General features: G+C 38.4%; 16 protein-coding genes. 5 read left to right on the top strand and 11 right to left on the bottom strand.

All coding sequences use genetic code 11. The features are described 5' to 3' along the window. Nucleotides 1-134: 134 nt before the first annotated feature. From ACSC97_RS02590 to ACSC97_RS02600, 3 genes are all read right to left on the bottom strand, one after another. Nucleotides 135-695 carry a phosphatase PAP2 family protein gene (locus ACSC97_RS02590; RefSeq protein ID WP_004963780.1) on the bottom strand — a complete coding sequence of 187 codons (561 nt, stop codon included), beginning with the start codon at nucleotides 693-695 and terminating at the stop codon, nucleotides 135-137. 195 nt (nucleotides 696-890) lie between these two features. After that, a complete protein-coding gene (locus ACSC97_RS02595) occupies nucleotides 891-2,000 on the bottom strand; it encodes a porin (RefSeq protein ID WP_436659176.1) in 1,110 nt (369 codons plus the stop codon). Between the two features lie 142 nt (nucleotides 2,001-2,142). Continuing rightward, nucleotides 2,143-3,480: a CitMHS family transporter gene (locus ACSC97_RS02600; RefSeq protein WP_004908617.1), complete on the bottom strand. Its 1,338-nt coding sequence runs from the start codon at nucleotides 3,478-3,480 to the stop codon at nucleotides 2,143-2,145. A gap of 634 nt (nucleotides 3,481-4,114) precedes the next feature. Here ACSC97_RS02600 and ACSC97_RS02605 point away from each other — a divergent pair. Next, nucleotides 4,115-5,575, top strand: a complete 1,461-nt coding sequence (locus tag ACSC97_RS02605) for a coniferyl aldehyde dehydrogenase (protein ID WP_125298514.1) — start codon at nucleotides 4,115-4,117, stop codon at nucleotides 5,573-5,575. 61 nt (nucleotides 5,576-5,636) lie between these two features. Here ACSC97_RS02605 and ACSC97_RS02610 read toward each other — a convergent pair whose 3' ends face one another. The 5 genes from ACSC97_RS02610 to kdpA are packed head-to-tail and all read right to left on the bottom strand — an operon-like array spanning nucleotide 5,637 to nucleotide 13,356. Beyond that, entirely contained in the window at nucleotides 5,637-6,341 is a 705-nt protein-coding gene (locus ACSC97_RS02610; RefSeq protein ID WP_436659179.1) for a response regulator, read from the bottom strand. Between the two features lie 11 nt (nucleotides 6,342-6,352). Next, on the bottom strand, nucleotides 6,353-8,995 hold the full coding sequence (locus ACSC97_RS02615) for an ATP-binding protein (RefSeq protein WP_436659181.1): 2,643 nt from the start codon (nucleotides 8,993-8,995) through the stop codon (nucleotides 6,353-6,355). 13 nt (nucleotides 8,996-9,008) lie between these two features. Next, on the bottom strand, nucleotides 9,009-9,620 hold the full coding sequence (gene kdpC / locus ACSC97_RS02620) for a potassium-transporting ATPase subunit KdpC (protein WP_436659183.1): 612 nt from the start codon (nucleotides 9,618-9,620) through the stop codon (nucleotides 9,009-9,011). A gap of 9 nt (nucleotides 9,621-9,629) precedes the next feature. After that, nucleotides 9,630-11,639 (bottom strand): potassium-transporting ATPase subunit KdpB, encoded by a 2,010-nt coding sequence (gene kdpB, locus ACSC97_RS02625; protein ID WP_436659185.1) that lies wholly within the window; start codon nucleotides 11,637-11,639, stop codon nucleotides 9,630-9,632. Nucleotides 11,640-11,652: 13 nt separating this feature from the next. Continuing rightward, a complete protein-coding gene (gene kdpA, locus ACSC97_RS02630; protein WP_436659187.1) occupies nucleotides 11,653-13,356 on the bottom strand; it encodes a potassium-transporting ATPase subunit KdpA in 1,704 nt (567 codons plus the stop codon). A 492-nt stretch (nucleotides 13,357-13,848) separates the two neighbouring features. On the opposite strand from kdpA, the gene ACSC97_RS02635 reads away from it, so the two are divergent. After that, nucleotides 13,849-15,048 (top strand): OmpP1/FadL family transporter, encoded by a 1,200-nt coding sequence (locus ACSC97_RS02635; protein WP_436659189.1) that lies wholly within the window; start codon nucleotides 13,849-13,851, stop codon nucleotides 15,046-15,048. Nucleotides 15,049-15,344: 296 nt separating this feature from the next. Beyond that, nucleotides 15,345-16,628: a transporter gene (locus ACSC97_RS02640; protein ID WP_436659191.1), complete on the top strand. Its 1,284-nt coding sequence runs from the start codon at nucleotides 15,345-15,347 to the stop codon at nucleotides 16,626-16,628. Nucleotides 16,629-16,714: 86 nt separating this feature from the next. Here the strand turns inward: ACSC97_RS02640 and thrH are convergent, their stop codons facing one another. Beyond that, entirely contained in the window at nucleotides 16,715-17,332 is a 618-nt protein-coding gene (thrH, locus tag ACSC97_RS02645) for a bifunctional phosphoserine phosphatase/homoserine phosphotransferase ThrH (protein WP_087543234.1), read from the bottom strand. Between the two features lie 172 nt (nucleotides 17,333-17,504). Between thrH and ACSC97_RS02650 the strand changes: the two genes are divergently transcribed. Both ACSC97_RS02650 and ACSC97_RS02655 read left to right on the top strand, forming a co-directional pair. Beyond that, the gene (locus tag ACSC97_RS02650) at nucleotides 17,505-18,236 is read left to right on the top strand and encodes a phosphoadenylyl-sulfate reductase (RefSeq protein WP_004950650.1); all 732 of its coding nucleotides are present in this window, start codon (nucleotides 17,505-17,507) and stop codon (nucleotides 18,234-18,236) included. A 183-nt stretch (nucleotides 18,237-18,419) separates the two neighbouring features. Next, the gene (locus ACSC97_RS02655; protein WP_004950647.1) at nucleotides 18,420-19,805 is read left to right on the top strand and encodes a WS/DGAT/MGAT family O-acyltransferase; all 1,386 of its coding nucleotides are present in this window, start codon (nucleotides 18,420-18,422) and stop codon (nucleotides 19,803-19,805) included. Nucleotides 19,806-19,838: 33 nt separating this feature from the next. On the opposite strand, the gene ACSC97_RS02660 is transcribed toward ACSC97_RS02655, so the two are convergent. Both ACSC97_RS02660 and rng read right to left on the bottom strand, forming a co-directional pair. Continuing rightward, nucleotides 19,839-20,012 carry a PA1571 family protein gene (locus ACSC97_RS02660; RefSeq protein ID WP_004775299.1) on the bottom strand — a complete coding sequence of 58 codons (174 nt, stop codon included), beginning with the start codon at nucleotides 20,010-20,012 and terminating at the stop codon, nucleotides 19,839-19,841. A 136-nt stretch (nucleotides 20,013-20,148) separates the two neighbouring features. Next, nucleotides 20,149-21,603: a ribonuclease G gene (gene rng, locus ACSC97_RS02665; protein ID WP_019383818.1), complete on the bottom strand. Its 1,455-nt coding sequence runs from the start codon at nucleotides 21,601-21,603 to the stop codon at nucleotides 20,149-20,151. Nucleotides 21,604-21,641 lie beyond the last annotated feature (38 nt).

Here is a 21,641-nt window from a genome sequence, read left to right on the forward strand (position 1 = left end):
AGCATCTTTACTTTTTCATATTTCATGTACTCATGATAGTAGAACATGACTTTTTAATGTGGATAAAAAACAAACAAAACGTTGATCGTTTTTTGATTTTTGCAAGAAGTCTAATATTAAATCGCATTTTCTATTTAATCAAACAACTGCTGTAGCCTCATTCGTCTTATACGCAAGCTCATTTCTTTCAACATATAGTTGCTAAAAACAACCAGTAAAAAACCGATTAAAAACGAACCAACCACATCAAATGGAAAATGAACACCGACATAAATTCTAGATAAACCAACAACCAGACTGACGAACAAGCCAATAATTCCAATTGTCTTAAATCCAGCAAGTAGATAAGCAAATGCAATAATGACAACGGTTAGCGTATGCTGACTAGGAAAAGATGAACTCAAGCCATGCCCTATCAGCTTATGTCCTAAATCCAACTGAAATGGACGTGGATGATGATAAAAATATTCGATTAAGTCACTTAATATCAAAGAGATAAGCACTATAAATAAGGTTTTAGCAAAGATTAGATGATGTGTTTTCCATTTTAGAACCAGCATCAAAACCAGCAAACTGATAAAAACAGTATTTAGATCATCCGCTAAAAAAACTGCGATCTTGTCTATGATAGGGAATTGGGTCGCAAGTGAATTGATACTATGAAACAAATAAATATTTGTTTCCTCAAAGATCATATTATGTTTATCCACGGTCTTGATATCTATCACAAAGAAACTCGTTTTAATGTAGGCAAGTAAGATGAAAGAATGATGAAATCATTATACTTTACTATTCACATTATTATTGATATCAAAAACTTACTTTTGTAACTGAGAATTATTCTTGCAAATAGAAACATTTAGAACTATTTGCAAGAATGTCTTATCGATTTAAAATTTAAATTCTAAGCCAGTACCCACAACAGGTTGCTTATCCTTAGCATCAGCCTGTTCAAAAGTTGAATAACCTGTATATCCGTAGACTTTAACTTGTTTGTTGAAAGCATAATCTAAACCCAACAAGATTTGCTGAGCATCAAAATCTGCCTGTTCTGTTTTAAATGAAGTTGAATTCTGACTATACTGAGCTTTGACTGTCCAATTGGCATAATTTGGTACTTTGTACTCAGCACCAATCAACCAACCATTAGAATCATCAATATTTGCAGCAGCTTCATCATTTCCAAGTTTATTTTCAACTTCAGAAGTTTGATAAAGCGCTTTGATCATCAATCCCTCAACAGGTGTGATTCGACCAATTAATCGCAATGTATTTGCCGCTGCAAAAACCTCATCTACATTGGTTTCTGTATCTTTTGCATTTAATAAACCGTGTCCCAAAAAATCACTTGGAATAGCTTTGTCATAACCAACGCCAAGTAAAAATAAAGGATGGCTATAACTCAAAGAAGCAGACCATGCATCCCCTAATCCACGTCCAGCCGTATTTACACCACCGCGTTTATCATCTTCAATACCTCGACTCTCACCTGTAGCCAACAAAACACTGGCTTCAATATTACCGCCTTGAAAAGCTAGCTCTGGAGAGTCGTACACCACCACATTATTGACACGATTTTCTCCTGTCATAATGCCTGTGATATCGGCTTTATTACTTATATAGTTATTAAAACTATCGACAGGACTGGATAACTCTTTGAGCGGAGTATTATGCTTACCGACTTTAATAGTACCTAAATGCTGATCTTTTAAACCAATATAACGATTTCTTTGAGACCAATCAGTCTTGTCGCCATCAGCATAAAATGCCCACTCTGCTAAATAGACAGCGCTCAAACGATCAGATAATTTTTCTTCGCCTTTAATGCCTAAAAATGAACTATTGCTATTAATTTTCCATACATCGCGATCAGATGATTTAGCATTATTTTCAGGTAAATAATCTAAACTTGCATCTATCTCACCATAGAGTTTTGGTGCTGCAAATGTTGAACTAGTGACAACACTTAAGATCGCTGCACATACAATTTTCATCTTCATTCTAGTCATCCTAACCATCTAAAAAATACAAAAAGAACCCATATTTCGCTGATATCAGCAAAATTATGATTTAAAAAAGAATTGTGAGTACTTGAGAAAACTCATGTATTTCAATCAACACATGAGTTTTCCGAGAATTTAATTACATATGATAAAAAGGGAAAACACCGAAAATCAAAGCACTACCCATCAATACGCAACAGGTAATAAATGCCCATTTCAAAGTGAATTTTTGATGATCTGCCAATTCCACAGCTGCCAAACCACACAACAAATAAGTTGAAGGAACAAGTGGTGATAATAAGTGTATCGGCTGACCAATAATCGATGCGCGCGCAATCTCAACAGGTGGAATACCATAATGCGAAGCCGCTTCAGCTAAAATCGGTAGCACACCGAAGTAAAAAGCATCATTCGACATAAAGAATGTGAGTGGCATACTCAATACACCTGTAATCGGTGCAAGATAAGGTCCCATACTTGGTGGAATAATCGCGACGAAGCCTTTCGACATCGCTTCAACCATACCTGTACCCGATAAGATGCCCGTAAATACGCCCGCCGCAAAAATCACACCCACGACTGCAAGCACACTGTCTGCATGCATCGCGATACGTTTTTTCTGCATATTTACGCATGGATAATTCACAACCAAAGCAATACAGAAACCAAGCATGAATAAGATCGACATCGGTAAAATCCCTTTCACCAAAGATGCCATCAACAACAAGGTTAAAATACCGTTGAACCAGCGTAAATGTGGACGTTGCGCATCAGGGTCTTTTGAGATCGAGATATCATCAGCATGACTAATATCTACCAGCTCAATAACACCTAAACGTTTACGTTCGTACATACCATACAGATAAGCCAAGAAAAATAGCCAAGCAGCCGCAACGATCATCGAGGGAATCATTGGAATGAATACTTCACTTGCATCCACTTGCAACGCGCTTGCGGCACGTGCTGTTGGACCACCCCACGGCGTAAGATTCATAACGCCACTACACAACAACATCAAACAAGTCATAATGAGTGGATTCATGCCAACACGTTTATATAGTGGCATCATGGCTGCAACACAGATCATGTATGTCGTGGAACCATCACCATCTAAGGAAACCAATAAGGTTAGAAAAACAGTTCCTAGGGTAATTTTGAGTGGATCACCTTTGACTTTCTTCAGAATCCATCTAACCGATGGGTCAAACAACCCTGTATCAATCATCAATGCAAAATAAAGGATTGCAAAAAGAAGCATTACGCCCGTTGGTGCAAGTTTTTTAATACCATCTAACATGGTATTGCCGAGCTCGGCTAATTGAATATGACTAAGACTTTCAAAATAAAAACCCAATCCCCATGCAATAATTGCAAATAAGAATGGGATTAAAATTAATGCAACTAACGCACTAAGACGTTTTGACATGATCAAATACATAAAGCACATGATCATGCTAATACCTAAAAAAGTAAGCATTTTAAGCAATCCTTAGCATAATTAATATTGTGACTGGTTAACTCCTAACCCAGCCGAGATTCTATGCGATAGAAATCAAAATAATTCATTTAATTTTATTATAACAATCAACAAATACATTCACATGAAAAATAAACAAAAAACATATAATATCAACAATCAAAAACAAGTTATTGATTTTAATACTTTTATATAAAAACAAATACGACCAAATGATAAAAAATTAGTTAAAATAATATTTAAAAATACTATATATTTACCACATCTATGCAATATAATAGTGCAAATATTGGTTATTTTTTAACTATTTTATTAATATAACAATTAAAATAAATAAACCTAATTAGAAAAACACATATAATGAATAAATAACACACAACAGAGACCAGATTAATATTCAAACAATTATTTAACACCCGAAAAAAGAATAAAAATCCAAAAAAGATTTATTTATTAAAAATCTATATTTTTATAATAAAAATATTATTTAAAACAATCCTTAAAAAACATTCTAACGGATAACATTACAATCAAAAAAAGAATACTGTCTAAAATCATAATTTTAATTATAATCATATATAGTTTGATCCTAAACGATATAAAACAAAGACATAACGCATGGAAGGAACAAAAAATGAATCTTTATGAATCTCAGGGACACCGCGATACTGCCCATGAGCAACTTTTTAACATCTTCAACCAACAACGTTCCGCATTTAATGCTCTTCCATATCCCGATTTAGATTCAAGACGTAGCAAATTATTTAAGCTAAAAAAGCAAATTATTCGTTATCAAGATGTCATCGCCGAAGCCATTAATACCGACTTTAGTTCTCGATCAATCGATGAATCTAAACTGCTCGATTTACTTGGTTCTGTTCTAGAGGCTGAACATGCGATCCGCCATCTAAGAAAATGGATGCGTCCAAGCAAACGAAGCACTGAATTACTTTTTTTATCAAATCGACTTAGAGTCCAATATCAACCTAAAGGTGTGGTCGGTGTTGTTGTACCTTGGAATTTCCCTGTTTACTTGGCTTTAGGACCATTGGTGGCAGCCTTGGCTGCTGGCAATCGGGTCATGATCAAATTACCTGAAATCACACCTGCGACTAATGCTGTTATGAAACGCATGCTTGCTGAAGTTTTTAGTGAAGATGAAGTCGCTATTTTTGGCGAGGAAATTACCGATCCTTCGCTATTCACGACCCTACCTTTCAATCATATCGTTTTCACAGGGTCACCCGCGATCGGTCGTGTGGTAATGCGTGCTGCGGCAGAGAATTTAACCCCAGTCACCTTAGAACTAGGCGGTAAATCACCAGCTTTAGTGAGTCGTCATTATCCCTTAGCTGATGCAGCCATGCGTATCCTGCATGGAAAAGCGACCAACTGTGGGCAAATTTGTGTTGCACCAGATTATGCACTTGTTCCAAAAGAAAAAGTAATTGCGTTTGCTGAACAATGTAAATCACATTTCACATCTATGTATGGCAACACAATTGATGAAAATAGCAATTACACCTCCATCGTCAATGATCGTCATTTAAAAAGACTGCTTGAGATACTTGAGGATGCAAAGGCTAAAGGTGCTGAGGTTATTGTATGTGGTGAATATCATCCAGAACGTGATGCTCGTCGTATGCCTGTACATCTTGTATTGAATTGCACAGCAGATATGCGCATTCTCAAGGAAGAATTATTTGGCCCCATCCTACCAGTCGTTGCATACGATACGATTGATGATGCGATTACCTACATCAAAGTGGGTGAACGCCCATTAGCACTGTATTGCTTTACCCATGATGCCAATGAACATGACTATATTTTAAAACAAACTCATTCAGGTGGTGTGACGATCAATGATTGGGGTTGGCATGTAGTCAACCATGATGCTCCTTTTGGCGGTATAGGGAATTCAGGTATGGGAACTTATCATGGTGTTGAAGGTTTCCGAGAGCTTTCGCATGCAAAAACTATTTTTACCCGTCAGCGCTTTTTCCCAACCCAATTATTCTATCCACCCTACGGAACTTGGGTACAAAAACTCGCTTTGCATTTCTTTTTGAAAAAGGGCGATCCAAATCTCAAATAAAATTGAAAAAAAAAGAGAGTTTTAAACTCTCTTTTTTTAACTGAATGAACAGGTTATTTCCTTAGTTTGGATCTAAAAAACGTAATCCAACGCCTGCAATTGTAAAAATATAAGATGGCGTGAGTGCTGAATCAGCTATCTTAGTACGCAATTTTTTAACTAAAATTCGGAGGTAGTGAGTATCCTCTTCGTGGCTGACACCCCATAGCTCAGCCATGATTTGTTTTTGGGTAACAATCTTTCCTTGGTGGCGAATCAGTAATGCCAAAAGCTGTATTTCTTTTTTAGTTAGAATAACTTCTTCATTATCAACTCGAACTATATGTTCAGCAATATCAACAAACAGTTTCCCATCGTTAAACACCGTCTTCTGCTCTGATGTTGGCGCTTTATTACGAAACAAGACACGCATACGCGCGCAGAGTTCCTGAATACTGAAAGGCTTGGTAACGTAATCATTTGCCCCCGCATCCAGTAATTTAATTTTTTGGTTTTCATCAGGTCGAGCAGAAAGCACAATGACTGGAATATCAGACCACTGACGCAATTCTTTCAGTACGTCATGGCCATCCATATCGGGCAACCCCAAATCTAGAATCAAAAGATCAGCACCTCGTGTAGCTAAAATCTCTAAACCCTTCATACCATTTTCAGCAACTTGCACTCGATAACCTTGTGCACGCAAAGCAATATCCAAAAATTTTCGAATTTGTGGTTCATCATCGATAATGAGAATCGCCATGTCTGAGTTGAGTAATTGCGGCATAAAAACTGTATTTAATCCTGATGTAGTGGTAATCGTATTCGAATAACTGTGCCATGACCATGTCTGCCACTCTGAGCCTCTATACTTCCCATGTGCGCACCGATGATCGCTTTTACGATCGAAAGACCAAGCCCTGTTCCTGTCTTACCCCGATCACCTCTTTGCATGGTATAGAACATATCAAAAATCTGTTCTCGTTCATTTTCAGGAATGCCGGTACCTTGATCTTCTATCTCGATCTGTAAATAGCTCTCAACCTGCTGAATGTTCACCTCTATCGGCACATTATCTGGAGAGAATTTAGCTGCATTTTCTAAAACGTTAAAAATAGCTTGTTCAATTAAAGCGGGATGTACATATAACTGAGGAAGCTCCTCAGCACATGTGGTCTTAATGCTTACATGAGGTTGATATCGTTTTAAACGTTCAGTTGCAGAAGTAATTAACTCATTAACACCAATCCAAGCACGACTTAAAGTCAAACCTTGATGACCTAGACGAGTCATATCCAAAAGATTTTGAATATAGCGATCTAAGCGCTCACCTTCTATATGAATGGTATCTAATAATTCATGCCGATCTATCTCAGGCATTTGTTCGCTATAATATTTAAGCGTGTCTGCTGAACCAATCATTGCCGCCAACGGCGAACGTAAATCGTGGGAAACTGAAGACAATAAAGCTGAACGAAGCTTTTCCGTTTCAGCTACAACTCTTGAATTTTCCAATTGCAAAGATAACTGTACACGAGACAAGGTTTGCGCAATATCTTCGATCATCAACTCAGTCAAACGCTGTAGTTCAAAACTGAGTGCCTGTGGATGGTCCCGAAAGCGAATTGCAATAACCCCATGACTCTCGACAAGATTCAGTGGATTAAACCACCACTCTGTCTGCGTTAAAGTATTGGTAAAACGTCCACAAGGTTTTACATTTTTTTGAGCCCAATCTGCCGCGATTTGATCTTTCTCATTTAGAACCGAGATTTCACCAGAAACTTGAGTACCAACTCTTAGCCATACATATGCGTTTAATGAGCTTTCTAAGTGTTGCTTAGCTATATTTAGAACCTGTTGAATATCGACACAGCTGGATAACTTTCTTTCTAACTCCTGTAATTGCAGTGAAGCTGAATTGGCAGCACGTAAACTCAAAACCTGAGCACGCAATTGATTTGCTAAGCGTCCGACCAAAAGTGCTGAAATAATAAAAGTAATAATTGTAATCACACCGCGTTCAGCACTAATCATAAATGTGAAACGTGGTTCAATAAAAAAGTAGTTATAGAGTAAAAAACAAATAAATACGCTAGCAAGCGTAATCAACATTTTTGCTCGAATTGCGACAAGCAAGACCGTGACAATAAAGATTAATGCTAAATCACTATATCCAATAAATCGGTCACTGATCGCAGCAATCATCAATCCCAATAAAATAATGAATGAACTTTCTAATAATTCTTTATGGTCAACACTAAATTTCTGCTCAGACTGAGCCATATCAAGTAGTGAGTTTTTTAACTCCTGCGACTTAGACTTTAAAGGCTGAACAAAAGTAATCTCAAAAGGATGTTGTTTTTCTAAAAGCTGATCAGCAATATGATCTGAAGATAAACGTTGCCATAAAGATTTTTTAGCGCTCTTGCCCAATAGAATATTAGATGCGCCATAATCATAAGCAGCCTGTAAAATCGTTGCTGCAATTTGATTGCTATACAATAAATAGGTATCTGCTCCTAACTTACGTGCCAAATTAAATGCTTTAGTGACAGCAAAGCTTTGCGTGTTTTCAATCTTGCTTTTTTGAATTGAAATCACACTCCAAGTTGCATTCCTCCTTTCAGCAATCCGATGTGCTCGTCTGACCAAATCTTCAGAAAATTCAGTTCCATCGATGGCTAACATGACATGATTTTGAATCGGAATAATTTGTCCCTGAGCTACAAATTTCTCCCGATAATCAATATCCACCTGCCCTGCAACTGTTTGAATCGCAAGGTCTCGTAAAGCAGTAAGATTGGCTGGCTTAAAAAAGCCTTGCAAGGCATGTGGAGCGACATCCGCTAAATAAATTTTGCCATGATTCATACGCTCCAATAGTTCAGGTACAGGCAGATCAACCAAGCGAATATCTTTTAATCTTTTTAATAATGCATCAGGCACCGTTTCTGTTACCCGAATGCCCGTAATTTGATAGACCACATCATTCAAACTTTCGAGATGCTGAATATTCAATGTGCTATACACATCAATACCCGCATCTAATAGTTCATTCACATCTTGCCAACGATACTCATGACGGCTATTGGGCACGTTTCGATGTGCGAGTTCATCGACCAAAACAATTTCAGGTTTTAACTTCAGAATTTGGTCAAGATCCATTTCATCTAAAAATCGATCTTGATATTCAACAGTCTTTTTAGGAACAACATTCAACCCTTGAATCAAAGCTTCCGTATCAGCTCGACCATGCGTTTCGACCACGCCTACCAGCACATGATGACCTTGTCGCATCAACTCATGTGCTCTCGACAACATGGCAAAGGTTTTGCCCACGCCAGGTGCCGCACCCAAGAAAATGGTTAAACGTCCAGATTGTTCACGTTGGCTATGTGCCAACCATGCATCTGCTTTGTTATTTCGGTCGATCTGCATAGGCTCAGCTCTATCAACGTGAGGTTGATGACAATTGATCTAAAGCGATGTTGAGCTGAAGCACATTGACTCGTGCCTGCCCGTACAAGCCCAATTGAACAGGTTGAATTTGTTGTTGCACCAAATCTCTCACTTTCTGCTCGGGTAAAGCACGTTGCTGTGCCACACGTTTCACCTGTAATAGTGCACTTTCAGGTGAAATATCTGGATCAATCCCGCTACCCGATGCAGTGATCATCTCTGCTGGTACCTGTTGCTCAAGGATTTGATTGTTTTGAGCAAACTGCAAGGTTCTTTCTTTAATTTGCTTTTGCAATTCAGGATTAGAAACCGCCAAGTTACTGCCCGCCACACCATCCACATTATAATTCACAGCACTTGGACGACTATGGAAATATTGTTCACTCGCAAAATCCTGTCCCACCAAGCTTGACCCGACAATTTTTCCATTTAACTCGATGACACTACCATTGGCCTGTCTTGGAAATAACAATTGAGCCAAAGATACACTCACACTGCAATACAATACACCTGCGACCAAGAACCCAACCAGTACTAAACCCAGACTAGACCGAAAAAAGGATTGTGCTTCAGTCGATAAGGGAAGATTTTCTAATGTATTCATGATGCACTCCTAAATCCACAACGACACAATAAGGTCAATCAATTTGATCGCAATAAAAGGGAAAACCACACCACCTACGCCATAGATCAACATATTACGACGCAATAGCTGTAAGGCACTGGCAGGTTTAAATTGCACCCCTTTGAGCGCTAAAGGAATCAACATCGGAATGATCAGTGCATTAAAAATCAATGCAGAAATCACCGCACTACTTGGGCTATTCAATTGCAAAATATTCAAGACACCAAGCTGAGGAATCGCAACGGCAAACAATGCAGGCAAAATCACAAAGTATTTAGACACATCATTTGCTAAAGAAAATGTGGTTAAAGCACCGCGGGTAATCAACTGCTGCTTACCAATTTCTACCACATCAAGCAATTTGGTTGGATCAGAATCTAGATCGACCATATTTCCCGCTTCTTTTGCAGCTTGCGTGCCTGAGTTCATTGCTAAACCAATATCGGCTTGTGCCAAAGCGGGTGCATCATTGGTTCCATCGCCAACCATCGCGACCAATTTTCCTGCGGCTTGTTCTTTACGAATACAAGCTAATTTATCTTCAGGTCGAGCTTCAGCAATATAATCATCTACACCTGCTTCAGCGGCAATTGCGGCTGCGGTCAAAGGATTATCCCCTGTTACCATGATGGTTTTAATCCCCATCTCTCGTAACAATGCAAAGCGCTCTTTAATCCCTTGTTTAATCACATCCGACAATTCAATCACACCTAAAATTGTATGATTCGATGCAACAACCAATGGCGTTGCGCCTTTGGATGCGACTTGCTCTACACGAGTTTTCAGCTCAATATTGTCTTTAATCTCTTGCTGGGTAAATTTTAGAATCGCATCCACTGCGCCTTTGCGAATCTTTTGCCCTGTCGCTAAATCAACACCAGATAACCGTGTTGAAGCGCTAAACTGAATAAATTCTGCGTCTTTAGGTTCACGGATACTTTCACCCATTTCTTTACCTAAACTCACGACCGATTTACCTTCAGGCGTTGGGTCAGCAAAAGACGTGAGCATTGCTGCTTGGCGTAATTCACTTGGACTCACACCAGCCAATGGATAAAAAGCAGTTGCTTGGCGATCACCATAGGTTATTGTGCCTGTTTTATCCAACAGCAATACATCAATATCACTAGCAACCTCAACAGCCTTACCTGACTTCGCCAACACATTGGCTTTTAAGGCTCTGTTCATCCCTGCAATCCCAATCGCAGGCAACAAACCACCAATTGTTGTTGGAATGAGACAGACCAATAATGCAATCAACATCACTAGACTGATTTTGATCCCCACCATAGAACCAATAAACGGTAATGTGGCAACCACAACAATAAAAGTAATGGTCATGATATTGAGTAAAATACTCAACGCAATTTCATTCGGTGTTTTTTGACGATTTGCACCCTCAACCAAAGCAATCATGCGATCTAAGAAACTATTGCCTGCCTCATTACTGACACGAACAATAATTTGATCAGATAAAACTTTGGTACCACCAATCACACCTGACCGATCCGTATTGGCTTCACGTAATACAGGTGCAGACTCACCTGTCACCGCCGACTCATTAATTGTGGCAAAACCTTGAATGATTTCACCATCCGCAGGTACGATTTCACCTGCTTTGATGATCACCAAATCATCTCTTTTTAATAAATTTGCAGAAATCATCGTTGCTGTAGCATTCAGATCAGCAATTTTATTTGCCATTAAGTTTTCACGGGCTTGGCGTAAAGAAGATGCCTGTCCACGCCCTTTAGCTTCTGCCACTGCTTCTGCATAATTTGCAAACAAAATGGTTATCAATAAGATCAAGCTCAGTAAAATACCAAATCCAAAACTGGTGCTACCCATCAACGTTGCCACGATGGTTAATACCGTTCCAATCCAAACACATGCCATCACAGGATTTTTAAAGGCATGCTGTGGTAATAATTTATAAAAGGTTTGCTGAATAATTTCTTTATTCAAGATATCCATTTGTGTCGCATTAGAGAGATTCATGGTGCTTGCTCCACTAGATCTTTACAGATAAATAATCAGCAATTGGTCCAATCACCAACACTGGCATAAATTGCAATAGCGTTAAAATCAGTACAATTCCAATTAAGGTCAGCGCAAATGTAGGCGACTCAATCTGTAAAGAACCCTTGGTCTCATCTGCTTTAGGTTTGGTTGCGAGACTGACTGCAATTAAAACTGGAATGATCAACACGCTATAACGACCTGCTAATAACGCAACACTGGTACTTAAATTCCACCATACAGTGTTGTCGGCTAAGCCTTCAAAACCAGAACCATTATTGGCAAATGCAGAAACATATTCATAAAAGACTTGGCTAATACCATGCGATGCAGGGTTTGAATTTCCTGTTAAAGATGGAAAACCGATGGCGATTGCAGTCAAACCAAGAATCACCACAGGTTGTATAAGAATGACCAATGCCAATAACTTAATTTCAGTGACTTCAATTTTTCGTCCAAATAATTCAGGCGTGCGACCTGTCATCAAACCTGCAATAAATACAGCTAAAAATAGATAGATAAAGAACTGTAATAGACCACAACCAATCCCACCCCAAATGGCATTGATCAGCATATTGGATAGCTCAACCAAACCCGTTAATGGTGAAGCTGAGTCATGCATCATATTGACCGAACCATTATTCACCTGTGTGGTTAAACTTCCCCATAATGCAGAGGCTTCAGCTCCAAAGCGGACTTCTTTACCTTCCATTAACGCCGTATTTGGGATTAAAGATGATTTTTCAGCCCATAATATGAATACGGTGGAAACCAATGACATCAACAACATTGTGCCCAAAATCATCCACATTAATTTTTTGCGTTGCACAAAACGCCCCAGCATAAATACAACTGACATTGGGATCAGTAAGATCGCAAGCATCTCCAGCACATTTGATAATGGCGTTGGATTTTCTAAAGGGACACTACTGTTTGGACCATACCAACCACCACCATTACTGCCTAATTGTTTGATCGCCACCATTGGTGCAACAGGTCCAAGAGGAATATGCTGGGTCTGAACTTCAGTACTTCGATCTAAAACTTGCGCAGTTGGACCAGCAGAAAGTGTTGATGGCACACCTTGAAAAGTCAGTAATAGAGAAAAAACTAAACCCAAAGGAATAAAGAATCGGAACAGTGGTCGGATCATATCCATCCAATAATTTCCAAGATTAATTTGTGACGCATTTTTGGGTTCAATATTTTCCAAAGCTTGATCTTTGGGCTGTAAAAATAAAGCTCTTAACATGGCTGTTAGTAAAGCCAAACCCATAATTGGAGATAAATATTGCAAACCAACAATCACTGTCATTTGCGACAGATAAGACAATTGAGCTTGTCCTGAATAATGCTGCTGATTGGTATTGGTTAGAAATGAAATCGTTGTGTGTACTGCTAAATCCCAATTCATATTTGGAATACGATCTGGATTCAACGGTAACCAAGCTTGCGTCATCAAGATCGCTATACTTATACCCAACAACAAAAGATTACTGAGGATAAATGCACCAAGATATTGTCGCCAATTCATACCCACTTGTTTCACGTTCAAAATGGAATAAATTGGTTGTTCGATCCATTTAAAGAAACGATCGCTTCTCATTGGTTGAGCTTGCATCACATCTGCAAGATAGCGTCCTAATGGATAGGCTAAAACCAATGCAAGGATAAATACGGAAATAAATTCCCACATAGCACATGCCATTAAAAAAATAAGTCAGCACTAGTATGGAAATTGACTGCGTAAATTCTCTATGTTAGAAAAAGTGAACCGCGTAAATTTTCTGTAAAATTTATATGTAAAATTATTTGATCAGAGAATTTGCACATATATGACAAATTATGTAGATAGAATCTAATTTTTTACAAAAAATCTTTGACCTAATAGAAATTTTTTTTTTTGCAAAAATGCAATTATTTGAGTACGAAAATTCAAACTAATACTTTATATATTTCATCATATTATCAATAAAAACACATATGTATATAATTATTTATAGCATTTTTTTTATCCATTTTCATGCAATCATTCGTACTGGATAGTTCATTTAGAACATTTACTCTTATTCTAATTATGGTATTTTTGTTACATGAAGTTATAGCCAAATACATTTAATAATCAGTTTGGCGTGCCAATCATAGCTTCTTTACTTAGAAAATCTTGAAATTCAAGGAAAGATTTAAAATGAAATTAAAACATCTTAGCACTGCCATGATCTTAGCGACGCTACCTGCAACTGGAGTTTTTGCAGCAGCTTTAGACCGCTCAGGTCAATCAATGTCAGCTTTTTTCCAACCAGGTAATTATTTTGAAGCTGGTCTTTCGGTTCTAGATCCAACTGTAGAAGGTAAATCAACTACTGCAACAGGTAGCCAAAGCATCAGCGATATGGGCGATGATTACACGTTCTATAATGCTGCACTCAAATTGCAATTAACTGATTACTTATCATTTGGTTTAATTTATGATCAACCATTTGGTGCAGATGCTGAATATCAAGATTCAACATTATTTACTAATGCTGCAGGCAATACAAAAGTTGAAGTTGACACACAAAACATCTCTATGCTTTTTGGTGTTCAACCGATTAAGAACGTTAATCTTTATGCAGGTGGTGTCTACCAAACTGTAAAAGGTAATGTTCAATTACGTGGTGCTGGTTATGGTGGGATAAATGCTTTTGGTGGCTATAATGCCGATATTCCAGAAGATTCTGCTGCTGGTTGGTTAGCTGGCGCTGCATATCAAATTCCTGAAATTGCTTTAAAAGCTTCTGTTACATATCGCTCTGAAATTAAACATAAAGTTAATGTTGATGAGTCATCTGCTGGTGCTGGACCAATCGCAGCGATTTTAAATAATGCTACAGGTTCTACAGATATCACTACGCCTCAATCTGTAAACTTAGATCTTCAAACAGGTATTATGGCGAACACTGTTGCATTCGCAAATGCTCGTTGGGTAAATTGGAAAGATTTTGCAATCCGTCCTTATGCATTTGGTGTTGCAGCTAATGCAGCGACAGCTGCAGTTGGTGGAAAAGGATTTGATTTAGTTGCCTACACTGATGATCAATGGTCTGTAAATGCAGGTGTTGGTCGTAAATTAAATGAACAATGGGCTGGTAATGTTTCTGTAGGCTGGGATTCTGGTGCAGGAAACCCTATTACAACACTTGGTCCAACAGAAGGTTATTGGAATCTTGGTGTAGGCGTTCAATTTAGTCCAGCAGCTAACTACTTTATCTCTGGTGGTGTGAAATACTTCTGGCTGGGTGATGCTAAAGCTCAATCTGGTGCTCAATTTAACACTGATAACTATCTTGCAGACTTCACCGATAACCATGCAATCGCATATGGTATGAAAATCGGTTACCGTTTCTAATCAACACATCCAATAAAAAAAGACCATCATTTGATGGTCTTTTTTATTGCTATGCTAAAAATAAATACTATTCAAAATTTATTATGGATTATTCTTAAAATATAGAAAAACATGATTAATCAAAGTCTTAACAAGAATTTACAAATAAACCGAATAGTATATAACACTACACTTCTCAAGAAATTTTCATGACTTTATCAGTTCATTTATGGACATTTGTAAAATATTTTGAGCCATAAAAATTATGTTACTTTTCGCAACATTCTTGTTACAGAGTGATATGAGAGAAAATACCAATGAAGATTAATGCGATTCAGCACGCTCTTTTACTTAGCTTACTCCCAACCACTTCAGCTTTTGCGGCAGCTTTAGACCGTTCAGGTCAATCTATTGCCCCTTTTTTACAAGCAGGCAACTATTTTGAAGCAGGTATTTCAGTTCTTGATCCAAATGTATCAGGAAAAACCAAAGATAATTATCCATTTATTGGTTCACCAATTTCAAATGCTTCAGTCGGTGAGATGGCAGAATCGTACCAGACTGTCCAAGCTGCACTCAAACTTCAAGTTACAGATCAATTTTCATTTGGTTTCATTTACGACCAACCTTTTGGCTCAAAAGCAAAATATTCTCTAACTCCAGAAAAACTTCCAAACACATTACCTCCAGCTGCTGCAGCTTTAGCAGGACAAGGTACATTCCATAATGGTATTGAAACAACTAGCGCTAAAGTTGATACACAAAATTTATCATTAATTTTTGGTTTTCAGCCAAATAAGAATTTCAACTTATATGCGGGTCCTGTCTATCAGACCGTAACTGTCGATGTACAACTTCGAGGCACAGCATACGGGGGTAGTGCGACCTTCGGTGGCTATAATTTTATTACTAAGGAAAATGGTGAATTGGGCTGGTTAGCTGGTGCTGCATATCAAATTCCAGAAATTGCGTTAAAAGCATCTGCAACATATCGTTCAAAAATAAAGCATTCAGCTGAAACGACTGAACATTTTAAGAGTGCTGGGTTATTTAATGGTCTAAATGCTTTACCCAATGAGAATACAGACATTACAACACCACAATCGGTCAATTTAGATTTCCAAACAGGAATTATGGCAAATACGATTGCTTTTGCTAATTTACGTTGGGTCAATTGGAAAGATTTCTCAGTACGACCTCCTAAATTTGGTTTTGCATCACAACAAAAACCAGTTGTAGACTCAACTGGTAAAAAAGATGGATTTGACCTAGTAGCTTATGCTGACGACCAATATTCTGTAACTGCCGGCGTAGGTCGTAAAGTCAATGATCATTGGGCTGGTAATGTATCTGTAGGTTGGGATTCTGGTGCAGGTAACCCAGTTACAACACTCGGACCAACAGAAGGTTATTGGAATGTAGGCCTAGGAGTTCAATATAGCCCTGCCCCGAATTACTTTATTGCTGGTGGCGTAAAGTATTTCTGGTTAGGAGATGCTAAAGCTCAATCAGGTTCTCAATTTAATACGCCAAACTACGTAGCTGAGTTTGAAAATAATGATGCGATCGCTTATGGTTTGAAAATCGGTTATAAATTTTAATAAATAGTAAAAAAATAAAAGGCGCTTAGAAGCGCCTTTTATTTTTAAATTTCCTTTACCTTTCATAAAAAGCTTAGAAATTTTAATTATTCTGGAATATCGCGTTGTGAAACAGCACGAATCGCTTGTTTTAGTGCCTCATAGCCATGCAAAGGTGGAAACTGTGGGAATTCAGCAATCACATTTTCTGGCGCATCAAATAAGAAACCATGATCCGCTTCACCCAACATGGTCGTATCATTATAAGAATCACCTGCCGCAATTACACGGAAATTTAAACCATGTAATGCTTTCACCGCTTGACGTTTCTGATCAGGCTGGCGTAATTTATATGCCGTAATCATACCATTCTCATCTGTCTCAAGTTTGTGACAGAAAATCGTTGGCCAACCCAGTTGTTTCATTAACGGATGCGCAAATTCATAAAACGTATCTGACAAAATAATGAGTTGAAAATGTGTACGTACCCATTCAACAAATTCTTTTGCACCTTCAAATGGTCCCATATCAGCAATCACAGCTTGAATATCATTTAAACCCAAACCATGCTCTTTTAAAATGTTTAAACGTTGAGTCATTAAAACATCGTAATCTGGAATATCGCGCGTCGTCGCTTCTAATTCTTTAATTCCTGTTTTCTTGGCAAAGTTAATCCAGATTTCTGGTACAAGTACCCCTTCAAGGTCTAGGCATACGATTTCCATGAATGCATCCAATGTTGATTAAAAATTGCTGTATCATACCATTAAGATTTTCATTTTTTGCGCTGTTGTTAAATAAAACGATTTTATTCTGCAAGATTAAAATCGAAGACAAGCAAATGGCTTTGCTTAGAATGATTTACAATTGTACCCAAGCCTTTCGCCAGGAACACCTATGACTGTTATTCCGACTATTGACCATGTAGATGCGCTCGCTGCTGAATATGCAGATAAATCACCAAGAGAAATTTTAGAATTAGCCTTGAGTCAAGAAGGTGAAATTGCTATTTCATTTTCAGGTGCAGAAGATGTGGTTCTCATTGACATCGCATCTCGAATTGGCAAACCTTTTCGTGTTTTCAGTTTAGATACGGGTCGTTTGCATGCAGAGACCTACCAATTCATCGAAACAGTCCGTAAACACTATAATATCAATATTGAAATTTGTTTTCCCGAATCTGCTGCAGTGCAACAATTGGTCAATGAAAAAGGGCTATTTAGCTTTTTTGAAGATGGTCATCAAGAATGCTGCGGTGTACGCAAGGTACAACCTCTACGCAAAAAATTAGCGACTTTAGATGGTTGGATTACAGGGCAGCGTAAAGATCAAAGCCCGACACGTAGTGATGTACCTGTAGTTCAAGCTGACGTTGGGTTCTCAGGTGAAGGTAAACAACTTATTAAATACAACCCACTTGCAAACTGGTCAAGTGCCGATGTGTGGAGTTACATCCGCATGATGGAAATTCCATACAACCCACTACATGAACGTGGTTTTATTTCCATTGGTTGTGAGCCATGCACACGCGCAGTTCTCCCGAACCAACACGAACGTGAAGGTCGCTGGTGGTGGGAAGAAGCGACCCACAAAGAATGCGGGCTTCATGCAGGCAATCTCAAAAAATAAAAAATCACGAGATTAATAACTAAAACCACTGATTCATCAGTGGTTTTATTTTTATTGACTACTGTGTACAAAGTCATATTTTAACCAGAACAAACCGTATATACTTCGTTTAACGGTTCAATAATTCTAATTAAGAGCTCCAAGAGTATCTTAGAAAAAATGCAATGAGAGGCTATATCTGCTATGCGCCCATTACACCCTATTGATTTCATTTTTCTATCTCTAGAAAAACGACAACAGCCAATGCATGTTGGCGGTCTTTTTCTATTTGAGATTCCAGAAAATGCGTCACCTACTTTTGTACATGACTTAGTTCAAGATATTCGTCAATCCAAAAGCATTCCTGTGCCACCGTTCAATAATCAGCTCAATGGTCTTTTTTGGGGAGAAGATCCAGAGTTTGATATTGACCACCATTTCCGCCATATCGCCCTGCCCAACCCTGGCCGTATTCGTGAATTACTGGTTTATATTTCACAACAGCATAGCTCATTGATTGATCGTGCTAAGCCACTTTGGACATGTGATATTATTGAAGGCATTGAAGGCAATCGCTTTGCAATGTATTTCAAAATCCACCATGCGATGGTCGATGGCGTAGCGGGTATGCGTCTAATTGAAAAATCATTATCTAAAGATCCAAATGAAAAGCATGTAGTGCCTTTGTGGTGTGTTGAGGGTAAACGTACAAAACGTTTAAAAGCACCAAAACCACCATCTGTTAGTAAAATTAAAGGCATTATGGATGGTATCAAGTCACAACTTGAAGTAACGCCGAAAGTCATGCAAGAGCTTTCACAAACCATCTTCAAAGAAATTGGTAAAAATCCAGATTACGTTTCAACATTCCAAGCACCACCTTCGATTTTAAACCAACGTGTCAGTTCTTCACGTCGTTTTGCAGCTCAATCTTTTGAGCTTGATCGTTTCCGTAATATTGCTAAATCATTAGGTGTGACGATCAATGACGTTGTATTAGCAGTCTGTGCTGGTGCTTTACGTGAATACCTAATTAGCCATGAAAGCTTACCAAAGAAACCGCTTATCGCAATGGTTCCAGCCTCACTGCGTACAGATGATTCTGATGTAAGTAACCGCATCACCATGATTTTGGCAAATCTAGCAACACACATTGAAGATCCTATCGAGCGTCTGCAAATCATTCGTCGTAGCGTGCAAAACTCTAAACAACGTTTTAGCCGTATGACAGCCAATGAAATTTTGAATTATAGTGCGCTTGTATATGGTCCAGCAGGACTCAATATTGTTTCGGGTATGTTGCCTAAACGCCAAGCATTTAACCTTGTGATTTCCAATGTACCTGGTCCACGTGAACCTTTGTATTGGAATGGAGCGAAGCTTGATGCACTTTATCCAGCATCAATTGTGATGGATGGTCAGGCGTTAAATATCACAATGACCAGTTATTTAGATAAATTAGAAGTGGGTTTAATTGCTTGCCGTAATGCATTACCTAAAATGCAAAACTTACTGACTCATCTAGAAGACGAAATTCAACGCTTTGAAAGCGCAATTTTGAGTTTGCCTAAACAGGCAGCCGAAGGTTAGACCTGAAAAAATTAAGGGGCTTTAAATTGCCCCTTATTTTTTAATCGTTCTGCAACGCTGTAAAAGCTGATGGCAGGCTGATCGAATCATCGCAGTTGTGATCTGCACTTCTTTACCTTGGCTATCCACCATGTAACATGTATTTACTGGGTTACTATCCAAAACATGTTTAAAACCGTGGTTCACTAATCTTTCACTCACATTCATAATTATAGACCTCATTATCGTTGGCTAAGACATCCGAAGATGCCTATGGCTAATCTTATGGTTCTAGTATTTAAAATTCGTGATAGAAAGTAAAATTTCAGTTGTAACAAGGATTAAGCGAAATCTTGTTACAACTTTAGCTTAAAATGATATCGTATTGCTCTTGCGTATATAAATTTTCAACTTGGAATTTTATGACGCGGTTCACAAAATGCTCTAAATCCGCGACGGCTGGGGCTTCTGCTGTTAAAAGTCGATCAATCACGGCTGGATGCGCAACAACAGTAAAGCCACTCTTCGAATCAAAAGCACGTGCATAACGCAGAATTTCTCGAAATATTTCGTAACACACTGTCTCTGCTGTTTTCACATATCCACGCCCCTGACAAGTTGGGCAGGATTCACAAAGCAAATGTTCTAAAGACTCGCGTGTTCTTTTACGCGTCATTTCGACCAAACCAAGCTCAGAAACCTGAGTAATTTTGGTTTTAGCATGATCGCGCTCTAGCATTTTCTCAAACTGTCGCATGACATCGGCACGATGCTCGGCTTCTTGCATGTCAATAAAATCAATAATGATGATACCACCCAGATTCCGCAAACGAAGTTGGCGTGCGATTACCTGTGTTGCTTCCATATTGGTTTTAAATACAGTGTCTTCTAAACTACGACCACCCACATACGACCCAGTATTTACATCGATCGTGGTCATCGCTTCCGTCTGGTCAATCATCAAATAACCACCAGACTTCAATGCGACACGCGTCTGTAATGCTTTTTGGATGTCTTCTTCAACGTTATATAAATCAAATAACGGTTTTTCACCAGGATAATGGATTAAGCGGTTTTCAATAGAAGGCACAAACTCATGGACAAATTCACTCAACTTGCCATGAATTTCCCGTGAATCGACATATATTTTGGCAGTTTCATCGCTAGCTAAATCACGAACAATACGTTGAGGTAGAGGTAGTTCTTCGAATATCAGCTCTGGTGTAGAAACTTCTTTTTGTTTGCGTTGAATAAATTCCCATAATTTACTCAGATAACACATATCTTGAGCAATCGAAGCTTCATCCACGCCTTCAGCTGCAGTTCGTACAATCACGCTACCAGGTAGTTTATGTTCAGTCTGAATATGCTCAATAATACCGCGTAAACGGTCACGCTCTTCTTCTTGTTCAATACGTTGCGATACACCAATATGATTTCCATATGGCATCAAAACCAAATAACGAGAAGGTATTGAAAGATCAGTGCTCAGGCGTGCGCCTTTAGTCCCCAACATATCTTTCATCACTTGAACAGTAAGGGTCTGTCCAGGATGCAATAGCTCGAAAACATTTGGCGTAGGCTGTGAACGCGGCCAAACCATGTCGTTGATATGTAGAAATGCTGTACGAGATAAACCAATATCCACAAAAGCAGCTTGCATGCCTGGTAACACACGCACAACTTTACCTTTATAGATATTCCCCACGAGACCACGTTTCACAGTACGTTCGACAAATAACTCGTTTACTGTACCGTTTTCAATTAAAGCTACACGACATTCCATCGGCGTAACATTAATCAGCAATTCTTCTGCCATAACCAACTCAAAACTTTTATAAAAATTCTTATACCCGA

Source organism: Acinetobacter sp. P1(2025), from assembly GCF_051390655.1.
GTDB lineage: Bacteria > Pseudomonadota > Gammaproteobacteria > Pseudomonadales > Moraxellaceae > Acinetobacter > Acinetobacter junii.